The organism is Streptomyces sp. NBC_00005 (genome assembly GCF_045160215.1).
Taxonomy (GTDB): domain Bacteria; phylum Actinomycetota; class Actinomycetes; order Streptomycetales; family Streptomycetaceae; genus Streptomyces.
This window is the reverse complement of sequence record NZ_CP108316.1, coordinates 1,379,653-1,395,806: the sequence shown is the minus strand read 5'-3', so window position 1 is coordinate 1,395,806 and position 16,154 is coordinate 1,379,653. Positions and strand designations below refer to the sequence as shown.

The following is a 16,154-nucleotide window of genomic DNA, read 5'->3' as shown; positions in this document are numbered from 1 at the left end:
CCGGAGCCCGTCGGCTCCGGCCCTTTGGCATGTCCGCACCGGTCAGGCGGCGGCGGCCTCGTCCGCGTGGCCGTGCAGGCGGGAGACCACCTCGGTCAGCTGCGCGGCGACCTCGGCGTCGTCGGCCGGGTGGGTCTCGGCGAAGCGGGTCAGCGAACCGGGGATGGAGAGCTTGACGTCCTCCAGCACCTTGCCGCCGGCGATGCCCACGGCCTTGCGGGTCTCGTCCTGCGCCCACACGCCGCCGAACTGGCCGAAGGCGGTGCCGGCCACGGCGACCGGCTTGCCGCCGAAGGCGCCGGCGCCGTAGGGGCGGGACAGCCAGTCGATGGCGTTCTTGAGGACGGCCGGGATGGTGCCGTTGTACTCGGGGGAGAAGAGCAGGAACGCGTCCGAGGCCTGCGCGGCAGCACGCAGCTTGGCGGCGGCGGCCGGGACGTTGCCCTCGACGTCGATGTCCTCGTTGTAGAACGGGATCTCCGCGAGGCCCTCGAAGATCTCGACGTCCGCACCCTCGGGAGCGAACTTGACGGCCGCCTCGGCGAGCTGGCGGTTGGTCGAACCGGCGCGAAGGCTGCCGACGAGCGCGAGGATGCGAACAGACATGCGAACTCCAAGTAGCTGAAACATTGCCGTAACGATCCGGACCGAGGTCCGTTTATGTTCTAGCAGCCTAACCGGACTGCGGTCCAGTTTTGTTCCCGATGCTTTACGCTGACTTCATGTCCGCCGCCCTGCCGCCCTTCCCGACGCCTCAAGAGCCCGTCGGCGAGGCCGAGTTGCTGCAGCTCGGGTCCGCCGAGGAGCATCCGTGCCTGCGTGCCGACGCCGCGCGCAACCGGGCCCGGCTGCTGGAGGCCGCCGCCCGGCTGATCGCGGAGCACGGGGTGGCCGGGGTCACGATGGAGGCGGTGGCGGCCGCCGCCGAGGTGGGCAAGGGGACCGTCTTCCGGCGGTTCGGAGACCGCACCGGGCTGCTGACGGCACTGCTCGACCATTCGGCGAAGAAGCTGCAGGCCGACTTCCTCGGCGGGCCGCCGCCGCTGGGGCCCGGAGCGCCGGCCGTCGAGCGACTGCGGGCCTTCGGTGTGGCGGTGCTCTACCGCGCGGTCGAACAGCTCGACCTGCAACTGGCCGCCCAGCCGGAGCCGACCCGCCGGTTCTCCCACCCGTCGATCCGGGCGCTGCACACGCACACCCTGGTCCTGCTGCGGCAGATCGTGCCGCGCGCCGACTGCGAGCTCCTCGCCCAGACGCTGATGGCGTATCTCGACCCCGCCCTGATCCATCACCTGACCAGGCAGTGCGGGATGCCCATGGAGCGGCTGGAGGCCGGCTGGATCGACCTGGTCGCCCGGGTGACGGGCACCGAGCCGCCCCGCTGAACCCCGCTCAGGCGTGGGCCGCGAACATGTCGAGCAGGCCCTGCGGGGCGTCGGCGCGGAACAGCAGCTCGCCACCACGCGCCGAGTCGGCCGCGGAGGCCTCGCTGCGGGGGAACAGCTTCTCCTCGTAGGCGGCCAGTGCGGCCTCGGTGTCGCCCGGGTGTGCGGCCAGGGCGAGGCCCAGCTCGGAGCCGTCGAACAGGGCGAGGTTGGCGCCCTCCCCGGCGAACGGGGACATCAGATGCGCGGCGTCGCCGAGCAGCGTGACGCCCGGGACCCGATCCCAGCCGTGGCCCGCCGGCAGGGCGTGGATGCGCCGCGGCACCAGTGGGCCGTCGGCGTCCCCGACCAGTGCCCGCAGGCTCTTGTCCCAGTCGGCGAAGTGTTCCAGGACCTGCGCCTTGGCGGCCTCGGTGTCGGTGAAGTCGATGCCGTCGAGCCACTCCTCGGCGGCCTCCAGTGCCACGTAGACGTGCAGGCTGCCGTCGGTCTCGCGGTGCGCGAGGAAACCCCGGCCCGCCCCGAGCGCGAACAGCATGCCGCCGCCGACGACCTCGGCGCTCACGGGATGACGCAGGTCCGCGCCCCGCAGGTCCGCCTCGACGAACGAGACGCCTGTGTAGGCCGGCTCGGCGTCGGACACGAGGGGGCGCACCTTCGACCAGGCGCCGTCGGCACCCACCAGCAGGTCCGTGGTGAAGACGCTGCCGTCCGCGAGGGTCACCTCGTGCCGGCCGCCGCCGAGCGGGCGCGCGCCGTCGACCTTCGCGCCCCAGCGGACGGTGCCCTCGGGCAGCGAGCCGAGCAGCAGGCCGCGCAGATCGCCGCGGTCGATCTCGGGCCGTCCGCCGTCGCCGTCGTCGGCCTGCTCCAGGTGTACTACCGCGTCCTTGTCGAGCACACGTGTGGCCTGCCCGCCCTGGTGGACGAGCGCCCGGAACTCCTCGTGCAGCCGCGCGGCGCGCAGTGCCGCCTGGCCGGAGTCGTCGTGGATGTCGAGCATCCCGCCCTGGGTGCGGGCGGCGGGGGAGGTGTCCAGGTCGTAGACGGCCGCCTCGATGCCGCGCACGTGCAGCACGCGCGCGAGGGTGAGGCCGCCGAGTCCGGCGCCGACGATCGTTATGGGGTGGTGGGTGGTCATGGCGTTCTCCTTCGGGTCAGTCGGGTACGGCGGTCCGCTCGATGCCGGCGAGCAACGCCCGGAACGCCCACGACCGGCGGTCCTCGGGCGCCCCCGACATCAGCTCGCCGCCGAGTGCGGCGATGCGCGGATGGGTGCGGTCCGAGACGTCGTGCAGGGCGCGGCGCAGGGCGTCCCAGTCCTCCTCGGCCGCCTCCTCGGAGTGCTCGGCGGCCGACGCGGTGGCCTGCTGCAGCAACAGGTCCACGCCCCACGCGGCCTGCGCGGGCGGGACACCGCCCTCGTCCAGGAGGGCCAGCAGCGTCTCGATCAGGTTCAGGTAGTGCGGGCCGCTCGGCCAGGAGGTCAGCGCGGAGCGGGCCAGGCTGGGGTGCGCGAAGAGCACCCCGATGTACGAGTTCAGCACCTGCTCCAACCGCTCCCGCCACGAGCCCTCGGCGGGGGCCGGCTCCACGGTCCCGAGCAGCTCGTCCAGGACGGCCGCGTGCAGTTCCGCGGTGTTGCGGACGTAGACGTACAGCGAGGCCGGACCGGTGTCGAGCTCCTGCGCCAGGCGCCGCATGGTCACCTTCCGCAGGCCCTCGGCCCGCAGCACCGCGACAGCGGCGGCAACGATGCCCTCCCTGGTCAGGGCGGGTTTGGCCGGGCGTTCGCGGCGGCTGCGGGGGGTGTCGGGGCGTTCTGTCATGCCCTCAAGGTAACGAACATGTTCGTTGCGAACAAGTACGTGACGAACATGTTCGTCGTGACCCAGCTGTGGCCTGGCCCACAGGTTCTGCAAAGATGCCGTACGTCATGGTGCAGATACCGAAAACGCCCGCGCCCTCGTCATCCGCGCAGCGCTCCGTGCCCACGAGCGCCGATGTGGCCCGCCTGGCCGGCGTCTCGCGCGCGACCGTCTCCTACGTCCTCAACAACACCAGTGCCGTACGGATCAGCGACCCCACGCGCCGCCGGGTCCACGAGGCCGCGAAGGAACTCGGGTACGTGCCGCACGCGGCCGCCCGCAGCCTGCGCGCCGGACACAGCCGCCTGGTCCTGATGCCCGCCCCGAGCATCCCGGTCGGCCCGCTCTACGGTCAGTTCATCAACGAGCTCCAGTGGGCGCTGAGCCGCCTCGACTACACGGTCGTGCAGTACGGCACCGTGGGGCTGCACGGCGACGAGGCTGCCCGAGCCTGGGCCGAACTGCGCCCGGTCGCCGTCCTGGTGCCCGGCGCGGGACTCGGCCCGCAGGGCGTGACGCTGCTCAAGCGCTCCGGCGCCCGCGCCGTCGTCACCCTCGGCCCCGAGTCCGTCGAGGGCGCCCACGCCCTGCTCATGGACCACGAGGCCGTCGGCCACTGCGCCGGCAGCCACCTCTTCGACCGCGGCCGGCGCCGCATCGGCGTCGTCGTGCCCGAGGAGGGCGGCCTGGAGTCCTTCTCCCTGCCCCGCCTCGAGGGAGTGCGCCGCGCCCTGCACGGCACCGACGCCACGGTCACCGAACTGCCCCTCGCTTACGAGGAGGAGGCTGCCGCGCGCCTCGCCGCCCGCTGGCACGAGCTCGACCTCGACGGCGTGTTCGCGTACAACGACGAATATGCGATGGTCCTGATGCGCGCCCTGCAGGACCAGGGCCTGCGCATCCCGGAGGACGCGGCCGTCATCGGCGCCGACGACCTCATGCTCGGGCGGCTGCTGCGGCCGCGACTGAGCACGGTCCACATCGAGCTGCCATCCGGCCGCGACCTCGCCGAACTGGTCGACCGCGCGGTCCGCACCCCCGGCTCCGCGCCCGAGACGCACAAGGTGCTGGGAGCCACGGTCGTCCACCGCGAGTCCAGCTGAACCACGGGAGGCGCGCATGCGCACGACGGTCGGCATCATCGGCGGCGGCCCCGCCGGGCTGCTCCTCGCCCGGCTGCTGCACCGCACCGGCATCGACTGCGTCGTCCTGGAGGCCAGGACCCGGGAGTACGTCGAGCAGCGCCAGCGCGCCGGAATGCTGGAGCAGGGCACGGTCGACGCCCTGCGGGAGGCCGACGCCGCGGAGCGCCTGGGCGCCGAGGGCCTGGTGCACCAGGGCATCGAGCTGCGCTTCGACCGCGAACGCCACCACATCGACTTCCCGACCCTCACCGGCGGCCGCACGGTCACCATCTACGCCCAGACCGAGATCGTGAAGGACCTCGTCGCCCTCCAACTGGCCGAGGGGCCACCCCTGTTGTTCGAGGCGGAGGCGCTTGCCATCGAGAAGCCGGAGAGCGCCTCGCCCGTCGTGCGCTTCCTGCACGAGGGCCGCGAGCAGACGCTGAGCTGCGACTGGGTGATCGGCTGCGACGGCTTCCACGGCATCGCCCGCGACACCTTCCCGGCCGCGAGCAGCCGCTCGTACGCGCACGACTACCCGTACTCCTGGCTCGGGATCCTCGCCGACGTGGCACCGTCCTGCGACGAACTGATCTACGCGCGCGGGGAGGACGGCTTCGCCCTGCACAGCATGCGCTCCCCGCACGTCTCCCGCCTCTACCTGCAGGTCCCGAACGGCACCGATCCCGAGGACTGGCCCGAGGACCGCATCTGGGACGAACTCGCCGCCCGTTTCGCCATCGACGCCGACTGGACGCTGCACCGCGGCCCGATCACCGCCAAGTCCGTGACACCGATGCGCAGTTACGTCCACGAACCGATGCGCCACGGACGGCTGCTGCTGGCCGGCGACGCCGCCCACATCGTGCCGCCGACCGGCGCCAAGGGCCTCAACCTCGCCGTCTCCGACGTCCGCGTCCTCGGCCGCGCCTTCGCCGAGCTGCACCGCACCGGATCCGAGCAACTCCTCGACGCCTATTCGGACATGTGCCTCGCGCGCGTGTGGCAGGCCACGCGCTTCTCGTACGACATGACTAGGATGTTGCATGCTCAACCAGATGGGGATGCGTTCGAGAACCGGCTGCAGCTGTCACGTCTGCGCCGGATCGCCGCGTCCCGCCACGCCGCCGCCGAACTGGCCGCGAACTACACGGGACTTCCGCTCATGACCTGAGTCCCGCCGGTGACGAAACGGAGAGCCGTCATGCCGTTGCTCGATCCCAAGACCTGGCAGTCCCGGCCCTTGTCGGGCCCGGAGTACGCCGTGACAGAGCCCGCCACCGGGGACACCCTCGCCACCGTCACCCTCGCCTCGGCCGAGGAGGTCGGCACGGCCGCCGAGGCCGCCCGCGCCGCTCAGGCCGAGTGGGCCCGCGTCCCGCACTTCGTCCGCGCCGGTGTTCTGCGCAAGGCCGGCGACCTGTTCGCCGCGCACGCCGACGAGCTGCGCGACTGGATCGTCCGTGAGTCCGGGTCCATTCCCGGCAAGGCCGACTTCGAGCTGCACGTCGCCGCCCAGGAGTGCTACGAGGCCGCCGCGCTCGCCTCCCGCCCGGCCGGACAGATCCTGCCCAGCGAGGCGCCCCGGCTGTCGTACACGCGACGTGTCCCGGTCGGCGTGGTCGGCGTGATCTCGCCGTTCAACGCGCCGCTGATCCTCTCGATCCGCTCGGTCGCCCCGGCGCTCGCGCTCGGCAACGCAGTCGTCCTCAAGCCGGACCCGCGCACGGCGGTCTGCGGCGGACTCTCCCTCGCCGCGGTCTTCGCGGAGGCGGGCCTGCCGGAGAACCTGCTGCACGTGCTGCCGGGCGGCCCCGACGTCGGCCAGGCCCTGGTCGCGGACCCGAGGGTCCCCGTCATCTCCTTCACCGGCTCCACGGCGGCGGGCCGTGCGGTCGGCGAGGCGGGCGGCCGCCACCTCAAGCGCGTACACCTGGAACTCGGCGGCAACTCCGCCCTGGTCGTCCTCGAGGACGCCGACATCGACGCGGTGATCTCCACGGCCGCCTGGGGTTCGTTCTTCCACCAGGGCCAGATCTGCATGACGACCGGCCGGCACCTCGTCCACCAGTCCCTCTACGAGGACTACGTCGAGCGTCTCGCCGCCAAGGCCGACGCGCTCGCCGTCGGCGACCCGCACCGGGAGCAGGTCCACCTCGGCCCCATCATCGACGACGCCCAGCTCGCCAAGGTGCACGGTCTCGTGGAGGCCAGCACGTCCCGCGGCGCCAAGCTGGCCGCGGGCGGCACCCACGACCGGCTCTTCTACCGGCCGACGGTGCTCGCGGGCGTCGACGACCACACCCCCGCATACGCCGAGGAGGTCTTCGGCCCGGTGGCGCCCGTACGGTCCTTCACCACCGCCGACGAGGCGGCGGCCCTGGCGGGGAACGGGGAGTACGGCCTCTCGCTGGGCATCGTCACCCGTGACACGGCCCGCGGTCTCGACCTCGCCGAGCGCATCCCGACCGGCATCGTCCACATCAACGACCAGACGGTGAACGACGAGGCCGTGGCGCCCTTCGGCGGCATCGCCGCGTCCGGCACCGGCGCCCGCTTCGGCGGCGAGGCCAACCTGGAGGCCTTCACCGACGTGCGCTGGACGACGGTGCGCGGAGACGTGGCGTCGTATCCCTTCTAGCGCTCGGCGCGCAGGGGCTTACTGGCCGTTCTGCTCGGCCTGGGCCTGCTGCTCCGCGACCGCCTTGCGGACCTCGTCCATGTCCAGCTTGCGGGCCTGGCCGATGACATCGGTCAAGGCGGTCTCGGGCAGGGCGCCCGGCTGCGCGAACACGGCGACCTGGTCGCGGACGATCATCAGCGTCGGGATCGACTGGATACCGAAGGCCGCGGCCAGCTCCGGCTGCGCCTCGGTGTCGATCTTGCCGAACACCAGGTCCGGGTTCTCCTCGGCCGCCTTCTCGTAGACGGGGGCGAACTGACGGCACGGCCCGCACCAGGACGCCCAGAAGTCGATCAGGACGAACTCGTTGTCCGTGACCGTCTGGTCGAAGTTCTCCTTGGTGAGCTCCACGGTGCTGCTCATGACGCGAATCCCTCTTCCTGCTGTCGGGGCCAAGCCGTCGGCACAACACGGCCGACCGGGCACATATTCCGCGCCCCTACCCGTGTGGCCTGAGCGCACACCACCCTCCAGACTGACTCCATGACGGAAACGGAAACCATCGCTTACGACGTCGTCGTGCTCGGAGCCGGGCCCGTGGGGGAGAACGTGGCCGACCGTACGCGCGCGGCCGGCCTGTCCACCGCGGTCGTGGAGAGCGAGCTGGTCGGCGGCGAGTGCTCGTACTGGGCCTGCGTTCCCAGCAAGGCCCTGTTGCGCCCGGCCATCGCCCGTGCGGAGGCCCGCCGCGTGCCCGGCCTGCGTCAGTCGGTGCAGGGCCCCCTCGACGCGGCCGCGGTCCTGGCGCACCGCAACTACTACACCTCCGACTGGCACGACGACGGCGCGGCCCAGTGGCTGGAGGGCATCGGCGCCGACCTCCACCGCGGCCACGGCCGCCTGACCGGTCCGCGCACGGTGACCGTCACCGGCTCGGACGGCGAGCGGAAGATCCTCACCGCCCGGCACGCCGTCGCCGTGTGCACCGGCACCGACGCCGTGCTGCCCGACCTGCCGGGCCTCGCCGAGGTCAAGCCGTGGACCAGCAGGAACGCGACGAGTGCGCAGGCCGTGCCCGGCCGTCTCGTGGTGGTCGGCGGGGGAGTGGTCGCCACCGAGATGGCCACCGCCTGGCAGGCCCTCGGCTCACAGGTCACCGTCCTCGTCCGTGGCAAGGGCCTGCTCAACCGCATGGAGCCGTTCGCCGGCGAGTTCATCGCCGAAGCCCTCACGGAGGCCGGCGCGGACATCCGTACCGGCACGTCGGTCGAGTCGGTCACCCGCGAGAACGGCACGGTCGTGGTGGTGACCGACACCGGCGACCGTATCGAGGCCGACGAGATCCTCTTCGCCACGGGCCGCGCGCCGAAGACCGGCGACATCGGCCTGGACACGGTCGGCCTGGAGCCGGGCAGTTGGCTGCCGGTGGACGACAGCATGCTGGTGTCCGGCAGCGACTGGCTCTACGCCGTCGGCGACATCAACCACCGCGCGCTCCTGACCCACCAGGGCAAGTACCAGGCCCGCATCGCGGGCGCCGCCATCGCCGCCCGCGCCTCCGGCGTACCGATCCTGGAGTCGGACCCCTGGGGCGCCCACGCCGCGACGGCCGACCACCACGCCGTCCCCCAGGTCGTCTTCACCGACCCGGAGGCGGCCGCCGTGGGTCTCTCCCTCGCGGAGGCGGAACAGGCCGGGTACCGGGTACGGGCCGTGGACGTCGACATGACCTCCGCGTCCGGCGCCGGCCTGTACGCCGACGGCTACCGCGGTCGCGCCCGCATGGTCGTGGACCTGAACGAGGAGATCCTGCGCGGCGTCACCTTCGTCGGTCCGGGCGTCGGCGAACTCATCCACTCGGCGACCGTCGCGGTCGCCGGCCAGGTCCCGATCAGCCGGCTGTGGCACGCGGTGCCGTCCTTCCCGACCATCAGTGAGGTCTGGCTGCGACTGCTGGAGGCGTACCGGGACAACTGACGTCCGCCGCAAGGGACTTCACGCGGGCACCACCAGCTCCAGGTAGTCCTCGCTCCACACGTCCTGCTCCGACTCCGGCAGCAACAGCGCCCGGTCCGGGCGCAGCGCCTCGATGGCGGCCACGTCGTGGGTGACCATGACGATCGCGCCCGGATACGTGCCCACCGCTGCCAGGACCTCGGCGCGGGACGCCGGGTCCAGGTTGTTGGTGGGCTCGTCCAGGAGGAGCACGTTGGCACCGGAGTGGACGAGACCCGCCAGGGCGAGGCGGGTCTTCTCCCCGCCGGACAGCACGGCCACGCGCTTGTGGGCGTCGCCCCCCGAGAACAGGAACAAGCCCAGCACACGCCGCACTTCACCATCGGTGAGATGGGGCGCGGCGGACGCGAGATGCTCCGCGACCGTCAACTCCGGCTCCAGCGTGTCGTGTTCCTGCGCGAAGTAACCGATCCGCAGCCCGTGCCCGGGCGCCACCCTGCCGCTGTCGGGCGCGACACGACCAGCCAGGATCCTCAACAGGGTCGTCTTTCCCGCCCCGTTGGGACCGAGGACGACCAGACGGCTGCCCCGCTCGACGGCCAGGTCCACCCCGTCGAGGACGCGATGATCGCCGTACACCTTCGTCAGGCCGACCGCCCCCAGGGGGATGCGGCCACAAGGCGCGGGCTCGGGCAGCCGGATCCGCGCCACCTTGTCGGCGCGCCGTGCCGGTTCGAGGTCGGTGAGCAGGCGGTCGGCACGGCGGGCCATGTTCTTCGCGGCCACCGCCGTGGACACCCGGGCCCTCATCCGGTTGGCCTGGGCGTGCAGCGACGCCGCCTTCCGCTCGGCGTGCGCCCGCTCCCGAGTACGCCGCCGCTCGTCGGCATCGCGCTGGGCGAGATAGGCGTCCCAGCCCGTGTTGTGGACGTCGATCGTCCTGCGTTGCGGGTCCAGGTGGAAGACCCGGTTGACGGTGTCGGAGAGCAGGGACGTGTCATGGCTGATGAGCACCAGTCCTGACTGACAGTCCGTCAGGAAGGCACGCAGCCAGGCGATCGAGCTCGCGTCCAGATGGTTCGTCGGCTCGTCCAGCAGCAGTGTGCCGTGCTCCGCGAACAGGATGCGGGCCAGCTCCACGCGGCGCCGCTGCCCGCCCGAGAGCGCGCCGAGCGGCTGCTCGACCAGGCGGTTCGGCAGCCCCAGCCCGGCAGCGATCCGAGCGGCCTCGGCCTGGGCCGCATAACCGCCGCGGGCCTGGAACTCGGCCTCCGCACGCACATAGGCGTTCATCGCCGGCTCCGACCCGTCGGCCATCGCCGCCTCGGCACGGTGCAGAGCACGCACGGCCACGTCGAGACCGCGCGCGGACAGGATGCGGTCGGTGACCGTGACCGCAGGGTCGGCCGCGCGCGAGTCCTGCGGCAGATGGCCGACGTCACCGGTACGGCTGACGGTCCCGGCGGCCGGACGCAGCGTGCCCGCAAGGGTGTTGAGCAGCGTGGTCTTGCCGGCGCCGTTGCGGCCCACCAGGCCGATGCGGTCGCCGGGGGAGATGTGGAAGGAAAGGCCGGACAGCAGCAGACGAGCGCCGACGCGCACGTCGACACCACCAACGGTGATCATGAGAAACGCTCCGAAGATCAGCAAGAGGGCACACGGGTGACGTGAGTGCGGGTTCTCAGCTAGGAAATTCGGGGCGTAGACATGCAGCCACGGTAGCGAGGGCGCTGCGGTGAGCGCCTCTGCTTTTTGACCTGCGGCAACTCCGGTTTACAGCAACTCCGACCTACGGAAGTTCCGACTTACGACAGCTCCGACTTACGGCAGCTCGAAGCCGAGCGCCTGCGCCGCCTCCTCCGGGGTCGGCTGCGTCCACCGCTCGGCCATCGTCTGGTTCGAGGACAGCGAACGCAGCTCCGCGCGGTCGAGATACAGCATCCCGTCCAGGTGGTCCGTCTCGTGCTGCACGATCCGGGCGGGCCAGCCGGTGAACACCTCGTCCACCGGGTGCCCGTGCTCGTCCTCACCCGTCAGCCGCACTTCGGCGGGCCGCGCCACCACCGCCTGCCAGCCGGGCACGCTCAGGCAGCCCTCGAAGAAGGCGACCCGATCCGAACCGACGGGCTCGTACGAGGGGTTGACCAGTACCCGGAACGGCTGCGGTACCCGGCCGCGGGCCACCCGTACCTCGTCCGGCACCGGCGCCGGGTCCTCGATCACCGCGATCCGCAGCGGCACACCGACCTGCGGGGCGGCGACGCCCACGCCCGGCGCCTCGTGCATGGTGACGCGCAGGGCCTCGACGAAGCGGGCCAGCAGGGCGGGATCGAGTTGGCCGTCGAAGCGCTCGGTGACGCGCCTCAGCACCGGGTCGCCGGCCGCCACGATGGGCAACGGGCCACCGACGGCGAGGAGTTCCTCGACCTGTTCGGCAAGGGGCACGTGGTTACGGGGAGTTGCCATCCGGCCAGGATGCCATGGCGTCGAGCGACAGACGTCTTCACGTGTGACGCACGCCACTTGTATCTCCGGGAACTCGGCGCCCTCCGCCCCCGACTACTGGACCGCTACGCCACCCACGTCCCCGTCCCCCGGAGAAGCCCGCCGATGTCCACAGCTCCTCCCTCGACCACCACGGACGAGGCCCCGCAACCGGCCGCCGCCCCGGCGCCGTCCCCCAGCCGATGGGCGCCGCTCCGCCCGCTGGTGCTGCGTCTGCACTTCTACGCCGGAGTGCTCGTCGCACCGTTCCTGCTCATCGCCGCGGTCACCGGCTTCCTGTACGCAGGCGCGATCCAGGCCGAGCGGCTCGTGTACGCGCACGAGATGACCGTCGCGAAGGTGGGCGACACCGAGCTGCCGATCTCCGAGCAGGTGGCCGCCGCCCGCAAGGCCTACCCGGAGGGCACCGTCTCGGCCGTACGGCCCTCTCCGGGGGCCGATGCCACCACGCGCGTGCTGCTGTCCGGCGTCAAGGGCGTCAACCCGGACCATTCCTTCGCCGTTTTCGTCGACCCGTACACCGGCAAGGTGCGCGGTGCCCTCGAACAGTACGGATCCACGGGCGCGTTGCCGCTGCGCACCTGGATCGACGAGTTCCACCGCGATCTCCGCCTCGGCGACACCGGCCGCCTCTACAGCGAGTTCGCCGCGAGCTGGCTGTGGGTGATCGCGGGCGGCGGTCTGGTGCTGTGGTTCTCCCGCCGACGGGTCCTGCGCAAGGTGCGCGGCACCGGCGGACGGCGCCGCACGCTCGGCCTGCACGGCACCGTCGGGGTCTGGGCCGCCGCCGGGTTCATCTTCCTGTCGGCGACCGGTCTGACCTGGTCGACGTATGCCGGCGCGAACATCGACACGCTGCGCACCTCGCTCGGCCAGGCCACCCCGTCGGTCTCGGCGACGTCCGGCGGCGATCACGCGGGCCATGGCGCCTCCGCCTCCACGGGAGATGCCGAGCACGGCGTCGGCCTCGACAAGGTGCTGGCGGCGGCCCGGGCCAAGGGCCTGACCGATCCCGTGGAGATCGTGCCGCCCGCCGACGCGAACTCCGCGTACGTCGTCAGGCAGGTGCAGCGCAGCTGGCCCGAGAAGCAGGACTCGGTCGCGGTCGACCCGGGCACCGGCGAGGTCACCGACGAACTGCGCTTCGCCGACTACCCGTTGCTCGCCAAGCTGACCCGCTGGGGCATCGACCTGCACACCGGCGTCCTCTTCGGCCTGGTCAACCAGATCGCCCTGATGCTGCTCGCGCTCTCCCTGGTCCTGCTGATCGTCTGGGGCTACCGCATGTGGTGGCAGCGAGGCCGCGGCTCCGCCTTCGGCCGGCCGATCCCGCGCGGCGCCTGGCAGCAGGTGCCGCCCCAGATCCTCGTCCCGCTGGTCGCCGTCATCGCGGTCCTCGGCTACTTCGTACCGCTGCTCGGCATTCCGCTGGCCGGCTTCGTCGTCGCCGACGTGATCCTCGGAGAGATCGCCCACCGGAAGGGACGGCGGACGGCGGGAGCCGACCCGGCCCTGAAGTAGGCGCCAGGGACGGTGACATGGCCGGGGCCCGGTTCCGCAGCGGAACCGGGCCCCGGCCGTAGTGCCGTACGGCCTCGCTCACACCTGTTCGAACTCGCCCGCCAGCGCCGAGGCGATACGCAGGTGCGACTCGGCCTCCTCGCCGCGCCCCTGCCGCTCCAGCGTGCGGCCGAGCATCAGCCGGGCGTAGTGGTCCACCGGGTCGCGCTCGACGATCACACGCAACTCGGTCTCCGCACGCCGCAGTTGGGCCGAGTGGTAGTAGGACCGCGCCAGCAGCAGCCGCGGTCCGGTCTGCTCCGGCACCTCCTCGACCAGCCCACCCAGCACACGCGCCGCGGCGGCGAAGTCCTTGGCGTCGAAGAACATCTGCGCGCGCTCCCAGCGCTCCGCCGGTGTTCCGTGGTCGTAGTACGTCGTGTCCACTCTTGACCTCCTTCGGCGTACTGCAACCACCAAAGATGGTTGAACATTCCACTATGTGGCGCTCAGGCCTGCAGGGCGGTCAGCTCGGCGTCGGCACGCTCGGTCACCAGGGCCAGCACGCGACCGGCCGCCGCCAGATCCTGTGCCGGGATTCCGGCGTAGATCCGGGCGGAGATCTCCCCGGTCTCGGCGCTGACCTCGGTGTAGAACTCCCGCCCGGCGTCCGTGACCCGAAGCCGGGACCCGTCGGCGGCGACCAGCCCCTTGGCGATCAGCTCCTCGACGACGCCCTGTACGTCGGTCGCGTCGACCTTGAGTGCGCCGGCGACTTGTCCGACGAGGCTCTCGCGCCCGAGCGGCCCCTCGGCGGCGGCGAGGGGCCGGAGGGTGATCTGCTGCTGGAAGGTGGCGCCGTGGCGGGTCAGGACGTGCTCCAGGACGGCGCGGCCGGCGTAGTGAGCCAGGCCGATCGCACGGCCGTCGACGGTGGGTGCGGTGGTGGTCATGACTGCTCCGTCTCGTTCTCGCGGAAGGGATCAAGAGGTGCGTCGAGCAGGGTCGCCAGGTCGCGCGTGAACTCCCGCGCGCGCGGGCTGTCGAGGCCGCCGAGCGGTTCCAGCAGCTGCCGCAGCAGTCCCTGTACGACCTTGATGGCGCGCCCGGTGACCTCGCGGCCCTGCTCGGTGAGGGCCAGCTGTACGGCGCGCGGGTCCCGGGGGTCCCGGGTGCGCTCGAGAAGGCCGGCCGCTTCCAGGGTGCGGGCCAGTTTGGACACGTAGAGCGGTTCGAGCCCGGTGTGGTCGGCCAGACGGCGCTGGCTGGGACGCTCCCCGCTGCGCTGCATGCCGTACAGCGAGGCCACCAGTGAGTACTGCGCATGGGTGAGTCCGAGCGGAGCCACCGCCCGGTCCACGGCCACCCGCCACTTCATCGACAGACGCCACACCAGGAAACCGGGCGTCGCCTTCTCGGAACCCTTGCTCATGCCAGATACCGTACATGGCTACTATGTCCATGGCTACTATTTCATCGAGAGGCGGCGATACCGCCCGAGTGACGGACTGACGGGACGCCCTCGGCAGGACTAGGTTGGCGCCATGAGCAATCTTGATCGCCAGGCGGTTCCCGCCCTGTGCGGCGGCCGCGGCTTCGTGGTGGCGGAGCCGGTGCGCGAACTCCTCAGCCCGCGCCGCGTCAAGCTCGGTGAGTCGACCGAAGTCCGCCGTCTGCTGCCCAACCTGGGCCGCCGCATGGTCGGCGCCTGGTGCTTCGTCGATCACTACGGCCCCGACGACATCGCCGACGAGCCCGGCATGCAGGTGCCGCCGCACCCGCACATGGGCCTGCAGACGGTGAGCTGGCTGCACGAGGGCGAGGTCCTGCACCGCGACTCGACCGGCAGCCTGCAGACCATCCACCCCCGCGAACTTGGGCTGATGACCTCCGGCCGGGCGATCAGCCATTCCGAGGAAAGCCCCAGGCCGCACGCGCGCCTCCTGCACGGCGCACAGCTCTGGGTGGCGCTCCCCGACGGCCACCGCCACACCGACCCCCGCTTCGAGCACCACGCCGAACTGCCGGTCGTCACGGCACCCGGCCTCAAGGGCACGCTGATCCTCGGCGACCTCGACGGCGCGACGTCGCCCGGAACGACGTACACCCCGATCGTCGGCGCCGACCTGGCCCTCGCCCGCGGCGCGGACGTACGCCTGCCGCTCGAGCCGGACTTCGAGTACGCGGTGCTGTCCATGTCCGGCGAGGCCCATGTCGACGGAGTGCCGCTGCTGCCGGGCTCGATGCTCTACCTCGGCTGCGGCCGCACCGAACTCCCGCTGCGCGCCGAGTCGGACGCCGGCCTGATGCTCCTGGGCGGTGAGCCCTTCGAGGAGGAGCTCATCATGTTCTGGAACTGGATCGGGCGGACCCAGGAAGAGATCGTGCAGGCGCGTGAGGACTGGATGACAGGGTCGCGATTCGGCGAGGTGAAGGGGTACGACGGGGCTCCGCTGCCGGCTCCCGAGCTGCCTCCCGTGGCGTTGAAGCCGCGGGGGAGGGTGCGCTGACCTGCTGAGATGTCTGCCGCGCGCTCACAGGCACCTGCGGCATGGCGGCCCTGCTCGCCGAACTGCCCCTCAACTGCCTGTACGCAGCCGACCTCGGCGTCACACTCGCGGCCTCGCGTAGCGGTTGCGCATCGCGTCGCTCGCGGCGGGGCCCGCAGCGAAGACATACGCGTTGCTGTCGTCGAGCCGCTGGCCGGTTCCGGCGTCGACGACGACGGGCTCGACCTCATCGCCGGTGTGTGCGTCGACGAGGATCATGCTGCGTTCCGCCGGTGCGAGGCGGGAGTTGCCCCATGCGGCCAGGGCGACTATCACCGGCCGGAGGGAGTGGCCGAGTTCGGTCAGGACGTACTCGTGGCGGACGGGGTTGGTCTGGTACGGCCGGCGCTCCAGGAGGCCGTCCGCGACGAGGGTCTTCAGCCGGGTGGTGAGCATGCTGGAGGAGATGTCGAGGCTCTCCTGGAACTGGTCGAAGCGGGTGTAGCCGTCGAAGGCGTCATGGAGGATCAGCAGCGTCCACCACTCGCCCACGTGCTGCACAGTCGTGGACAGCGGGCACTCCCGGTCCTCCAGCCTGATCCGGCTTGCCACGGCGATCATCCCCTCGGTTACTGCTAAAGTCGAAGTTAGTTACTTCTATTTTAGCAGTCAGCTCGGGGGTGGTGTCTCGCATGCCCGCACCC

The 16,154-nt window shown here is 71.7% G+C and carries 17 protein-coding genes; 7 read left to right on the top strand and 10 right to left on the bottom strand.

All coding sequences use genetic code 11. The annotated features are described in order from the left end of the window. Positions 1-42 precede the first annotated feature (42 nt). Positions 43-606, bottom strand: coding sequence for an NAD(P)H-dependent oxidoreductase (locus OG303_RS06840; RefSeq protein ID WP_405865788.1), 564 nt, complete (start codon positions 604-606; stop codon positions 43-45). Between the two features lie 98 nt (positions 607-704). Between OG303_RS06840 and OG303_RS06835 the strand changes: the two genes are divergently transcribed. After that, positions 705-1,385, top strand: a complete 681-nt coding sequence (locus tag OG303_RS06835; RefSeq protein WP_405865786.1) for a TetR/AcrR family transcriptional regulator — start codon at positions 705-707, stop codon at positions 1,383-1,385. A 7-nt stretch (positions 1,386-1,392) separates the two neighbouring features. Here OG303_RS06835 and OG303_RS06830 read toward each other — a convergent pair whose 3' ends face one another. Further along, positions 1,393-2,526, bottom strand: coding sequence for an FAD-dependent oxidoreductase (locus OG303_RS06830; RefSeq protein ID WP_405865784.1), 1,134 nt, complete (start codon positions 2,524-2,526; stop codon positions 1,393-1,395). 16 nt (positions 2,527-2,542) lie between these two features. Continuing rightward, positions 2,543-3,214: a TetR/AcrR family transcriptional regulator gene (locus OG303_RS06825; protein WP_405865782.1), complete on the bottom strand. Its 672-nt coding sequence runs from the start codon at positions 3,212-3,214 to the stop codon at positions 2,543-2,545. 95 nt (positions 3,215-3,309) lie between these two features. Between OG303_RS06825 and OG303_RS06820 the strand changes: the two genes are divergently transcribed. From OG303_RS06820 to OG303_RS06810, 3 genes are read left to right on the top strand one after another with little or no spacing between them, the layout of a single operon-like run. After that, positions 3,310-4,356, top strand: a complete 1,047-nt coding sequence (locus OG303_RS06820; protein WP_405865780.1) for a LacI family DNA-binding transcriptional regulator — start codon at positions 3,310-3,312, stop codon at positions 4,354-4,356. 16 nt (positions 4,357-4,372) lie between these two features. Further along, complete coding sequence (locus OG303_RS06815; RefSeq protein WP_405865778.1) at positions 4,373-5,551, top strand: 4-hydroxybenzoate 3-monooxygenase; 1,179 nt, start codon at positions 4,373-4,375, stop codon at positions 5,549-5,551. A 30-nt stretch (positions 5,552-5,581) separates the two neighbouring features. After that, complete coding sequence (locus OG303_RS06810; protein ID WP_405865776.1) at positions 5,582-7,018, top strand: benzaldehyde dehydrogenase; 1,437 nt, start codon at positions 5,582-5,584, stop codon at positions 7,016-7,018. 18 nt (positions 7,019-7,036) lie between these two features. Here OG303_RS06810 and trxA read toward each other — a convergent pair whose 3' ends face one another. Beyond that, complete coding sequence (gene trxA / locus OG303_RS06805) at positions 7,037-7,423, bottom strand: thioredoxin (RefSeq protein ID WP_405865774.1); 387 nt, start codon at positions 7,421-7,423, stop codon at positions 7,037-7,039. 120 nt (positions 7,424-7,543) lie between these two features. Between trxA and OG303_RS06800 the strand changes: the two genes are divergently transcribed. After that, on the top strand, positions 7,544-8,977 hold the full coding sequence (locus OG303_RS06800; protein WP_405865772.1) for a dihydrolipoyl dehydrogenase family protein: 1,434 nt from the start codon (positions 7,544-7,546) through the stop codon (positions 8,975-8,977). Positions 8,978-8,995: 18 nt separating this feature from the next. Here OG303_RS06800 and OG303_RS06795 read toward each other — a convergent pair whose 3' ends face one another. Beyond that, positions 8,996-10,582 carry an ABC-F family ATP-binding cassette domain-containing protein gene (locus OG303_RS06795; protein ID WP_405865770.1) on the bottom strand — a complete coding sequence of 529 codons (1,587 nt, stop codon included), beginning with the start codon at positions 10,580-10,582 and terminating at the stop codon, positions 8,996-8,998. 195 nt (positions 10,583-10,777) lie between these two features. Beyond that, positions 10,778-11,422 (bottom strand): peptide deformylase, encoded by a 645-nt coding sequence (locus OG303_RS06790; protein WP_405865768.1) that lies wholly within the window; start codon positions 11,420-11,422, stop codon positions 10,778-10,780. Positions 11,423-11,566: 144 nt separating this feature from the next. Here OG303_RS06790 and OG303_RS06785 point away from each other — a divergent pair, with 144 nt between their 5' ends. Continuing rightward, positions 11,567-12,982 (top strand): PepSY-associated TM helix domain-containing protein, encoded by a 1,416-nt coding sequence (locus OG303_RS06785; protein WP_405865766.1) that lies wholly within the window; start codon positions 11,567-11,569, stop codon positions 12,980-12,982. A gap of 78 nt (positions 12,983-13,060) precedes the next feature. Here OG303_RS06785 and OG303_RS06780 read toward each other — a convergent pair whose 3' ends face one another. The 3 genes from OG303_RS06780 to OG303_RS06770 all read right to left on the bottom strand — a co-directional run bounded on the left by OG303_RS06780 (position 13,061) and on the right by OG303_RS06770 (position 14,393). Beyond that, on the bottom strand, positions 13,061-13,408 hold the full coding sequence (locus OG303_RS06780; protein WP_405865764.1) for a tetratricopeptide repeat protein: 348 nt from the start codon (positions 13,406-13,408) through the stop codon (positions 13,061-13,063). 62 nt (positions 13,409-13,470) lie between these two features. Beyond that, positions 13,471-13,914: a MarR family winged helix-turn-helix transcriptional regulator gene (locus OG303_RS06775; RefSeq protein ID WP_405865762.1), complete on the bottom strand. Its 444-nt coding sequence runs from the start codon at positions 13,912-13,914 to the stop codon at positions 13,471-13,473. After that, positions 13,911-14,393 carry a MarR family winged helix-turn-helix transcriptional regulator gene (locus OG303_RS06770; protein ID WP_405865760.1) on the bottom strand — a complete coding sequence of 161 codons (483 nt, stop codon included), beginning with the start codon at positions 14,391-14,393 and terminating at the stop codon, positions 13,911-13,913. The genes OG303_RS06775 and OG303_RS06770 overlap by 4 nt, the downstream gene beginning before the upstream one ends. A gap of 112 nt (positions 14,394-14,505) precedes the next feature. Between OG303_RS06770 and OG303_RS06765 the strand changes: the two genes are divergently transcribed. Further along, positions 14,506-15,471, top strand: a complete 966-nt coding sequence (locus OG303_RS06765) for a pirin family protein (RefSeq protein ID WP_405865758.1) — start codon at positions 14,506-14,508, stop codon at positions 15,469-15,471. Positions 15,472-15,570: 99 nt separating this feature from the next. Here OG303_RS06765 and OG303_RS06760 read toward each other — a convergent pair whose 3' ends face one another. After that, positions 15,571-16,071 (bottom strand): winged helix-turn-helix transcriptional regulator, encoded by a 501-nt coding sequence (locus OG303_RS06760; RefSeq protein ID WP_405865756.1) that lies wholly within the window; start codon positions 16,069-16,071, stop codon positions 15,571-15,573. Between the last annotated feature and the right edge of the window lie 83 nt (positions 16,072-16,154).

Excerpts from the sequence above, each read along its gene's own strand:
- OG303_RS06775 (WP_405865762.1), bottom strand. The coding sequence starts at position 13,914 with ATGACCACCACCGCACCCACCGTCGACGGCCGTGCGATCGGCCTGGCT.
- OG303_RS06810 (WP_405865776.1), top strand. The coding sequence starts at position 5,582 with ATGCCGTTGCTCGATCCCAAGACCTGGCAGTCCCGGCCCTTGTCGGGC.
- OG303_RS06795 (WP_405865770.1), bottom strand. The coding sequence starts at position 10,582 with ATGATCACCGTTGGTGGTGTCGACGTGCGCGTCGGCGCTCGTCTGCTG.
- OG303_RS06800 (WP_405865772.1), top strand. The coding sequence starts at position 7,544 with ATGACGGAAACGGAAACCATCGCTTACGACGTCGTCGTGCTCGGAGCC.
- OG303_RS06770 (WP_405865760.1), bottom strand. The coding sequence starts at position 14,393 with ATGAGCAAGGGTTCCGAGAAGGCGACGCCCGGTTTCCTGGTGTGGCGT.
- OG303_RS06835 (WP_405865786.1), top strand. The coding sequence starts at position 705 with ATGCTTTACGCTGACTTCATGTCCGCCGCCCTGCCGCCCTTCCCGACG.
- OG303_RS06765 (WP_405865758.1), top strand. The coding sequence starts at position 14,506 with ATGAGCAATCTTGATCGCCAGGCGGTTCCCGCCCTGTGCGGCGGCCGC.
- trxA (WP_405865774.1), bottom strand. The coding sequence starts at position 7,423 with ATGAGCAGCACCGTGGAGCTCACCAAGGAGAACTTCGACCAGACGGTC.
- OG303_RS06820 (WP_405865780.1), top strand. The coding sequence starts at position 3,310 with ATGCCGTACGTCATGGTGCAGATACCGAAAACGCCCGCGCCCTCGTCA.
- OG303_RS06760 (WP_405865756.1), bottom strand. The coding sequence starts at position 16,071 with ATGATCGCCGTGGCAAGCCGGATCAGGCTGGAGGACCGGGAGTGCCCG.
- OG303_RS06785 (WP_405865766.1), top strand. The coding sequence starts at position 11,567 with ATGTCCACAGCTCCTCCCTCGACCACCACGGACGAGGCCCCGCAACCG.
- OG303_RS06790 (WP_405865768.1), bottom strand. The coding sequence starts at position 11,422 with ATGGCAACTCCCCGTAACCACGTGCCCCTTGCCGAACAGGTCGAGGAA.
- OG303_RS06840 (WP_405865788.1), bottom strand. The coding sequence starts at position 606 with ATGTCTGTTCGCATCCTCGCGCTCGTCGGCAGCCTTCGCGCCGGTTCG.
- OG303_RS06815 (WP_405865778.1), top strand. The coding sequence starts at position 4,373 with ATGCGCACGACGGTCGGCATCATCGGCGGCGGCCCCGCCGGGCTGCTC.
- OG303_RS06830 (WP_405865784.1), bottom strand. The coding sequence starts at position 2,526 with ATGACCACCCACCACCCCATAACGATCGTCGGCGCCGGACTCGGCGGC.
- OG303_RS06825 (WP_405865782.1), bottom strand. The coding sequence starts at position 3,214 with ATGACAGAACGCCCCGACACCCCCCGCAGCCGCCGCGAACGCCCGGCC.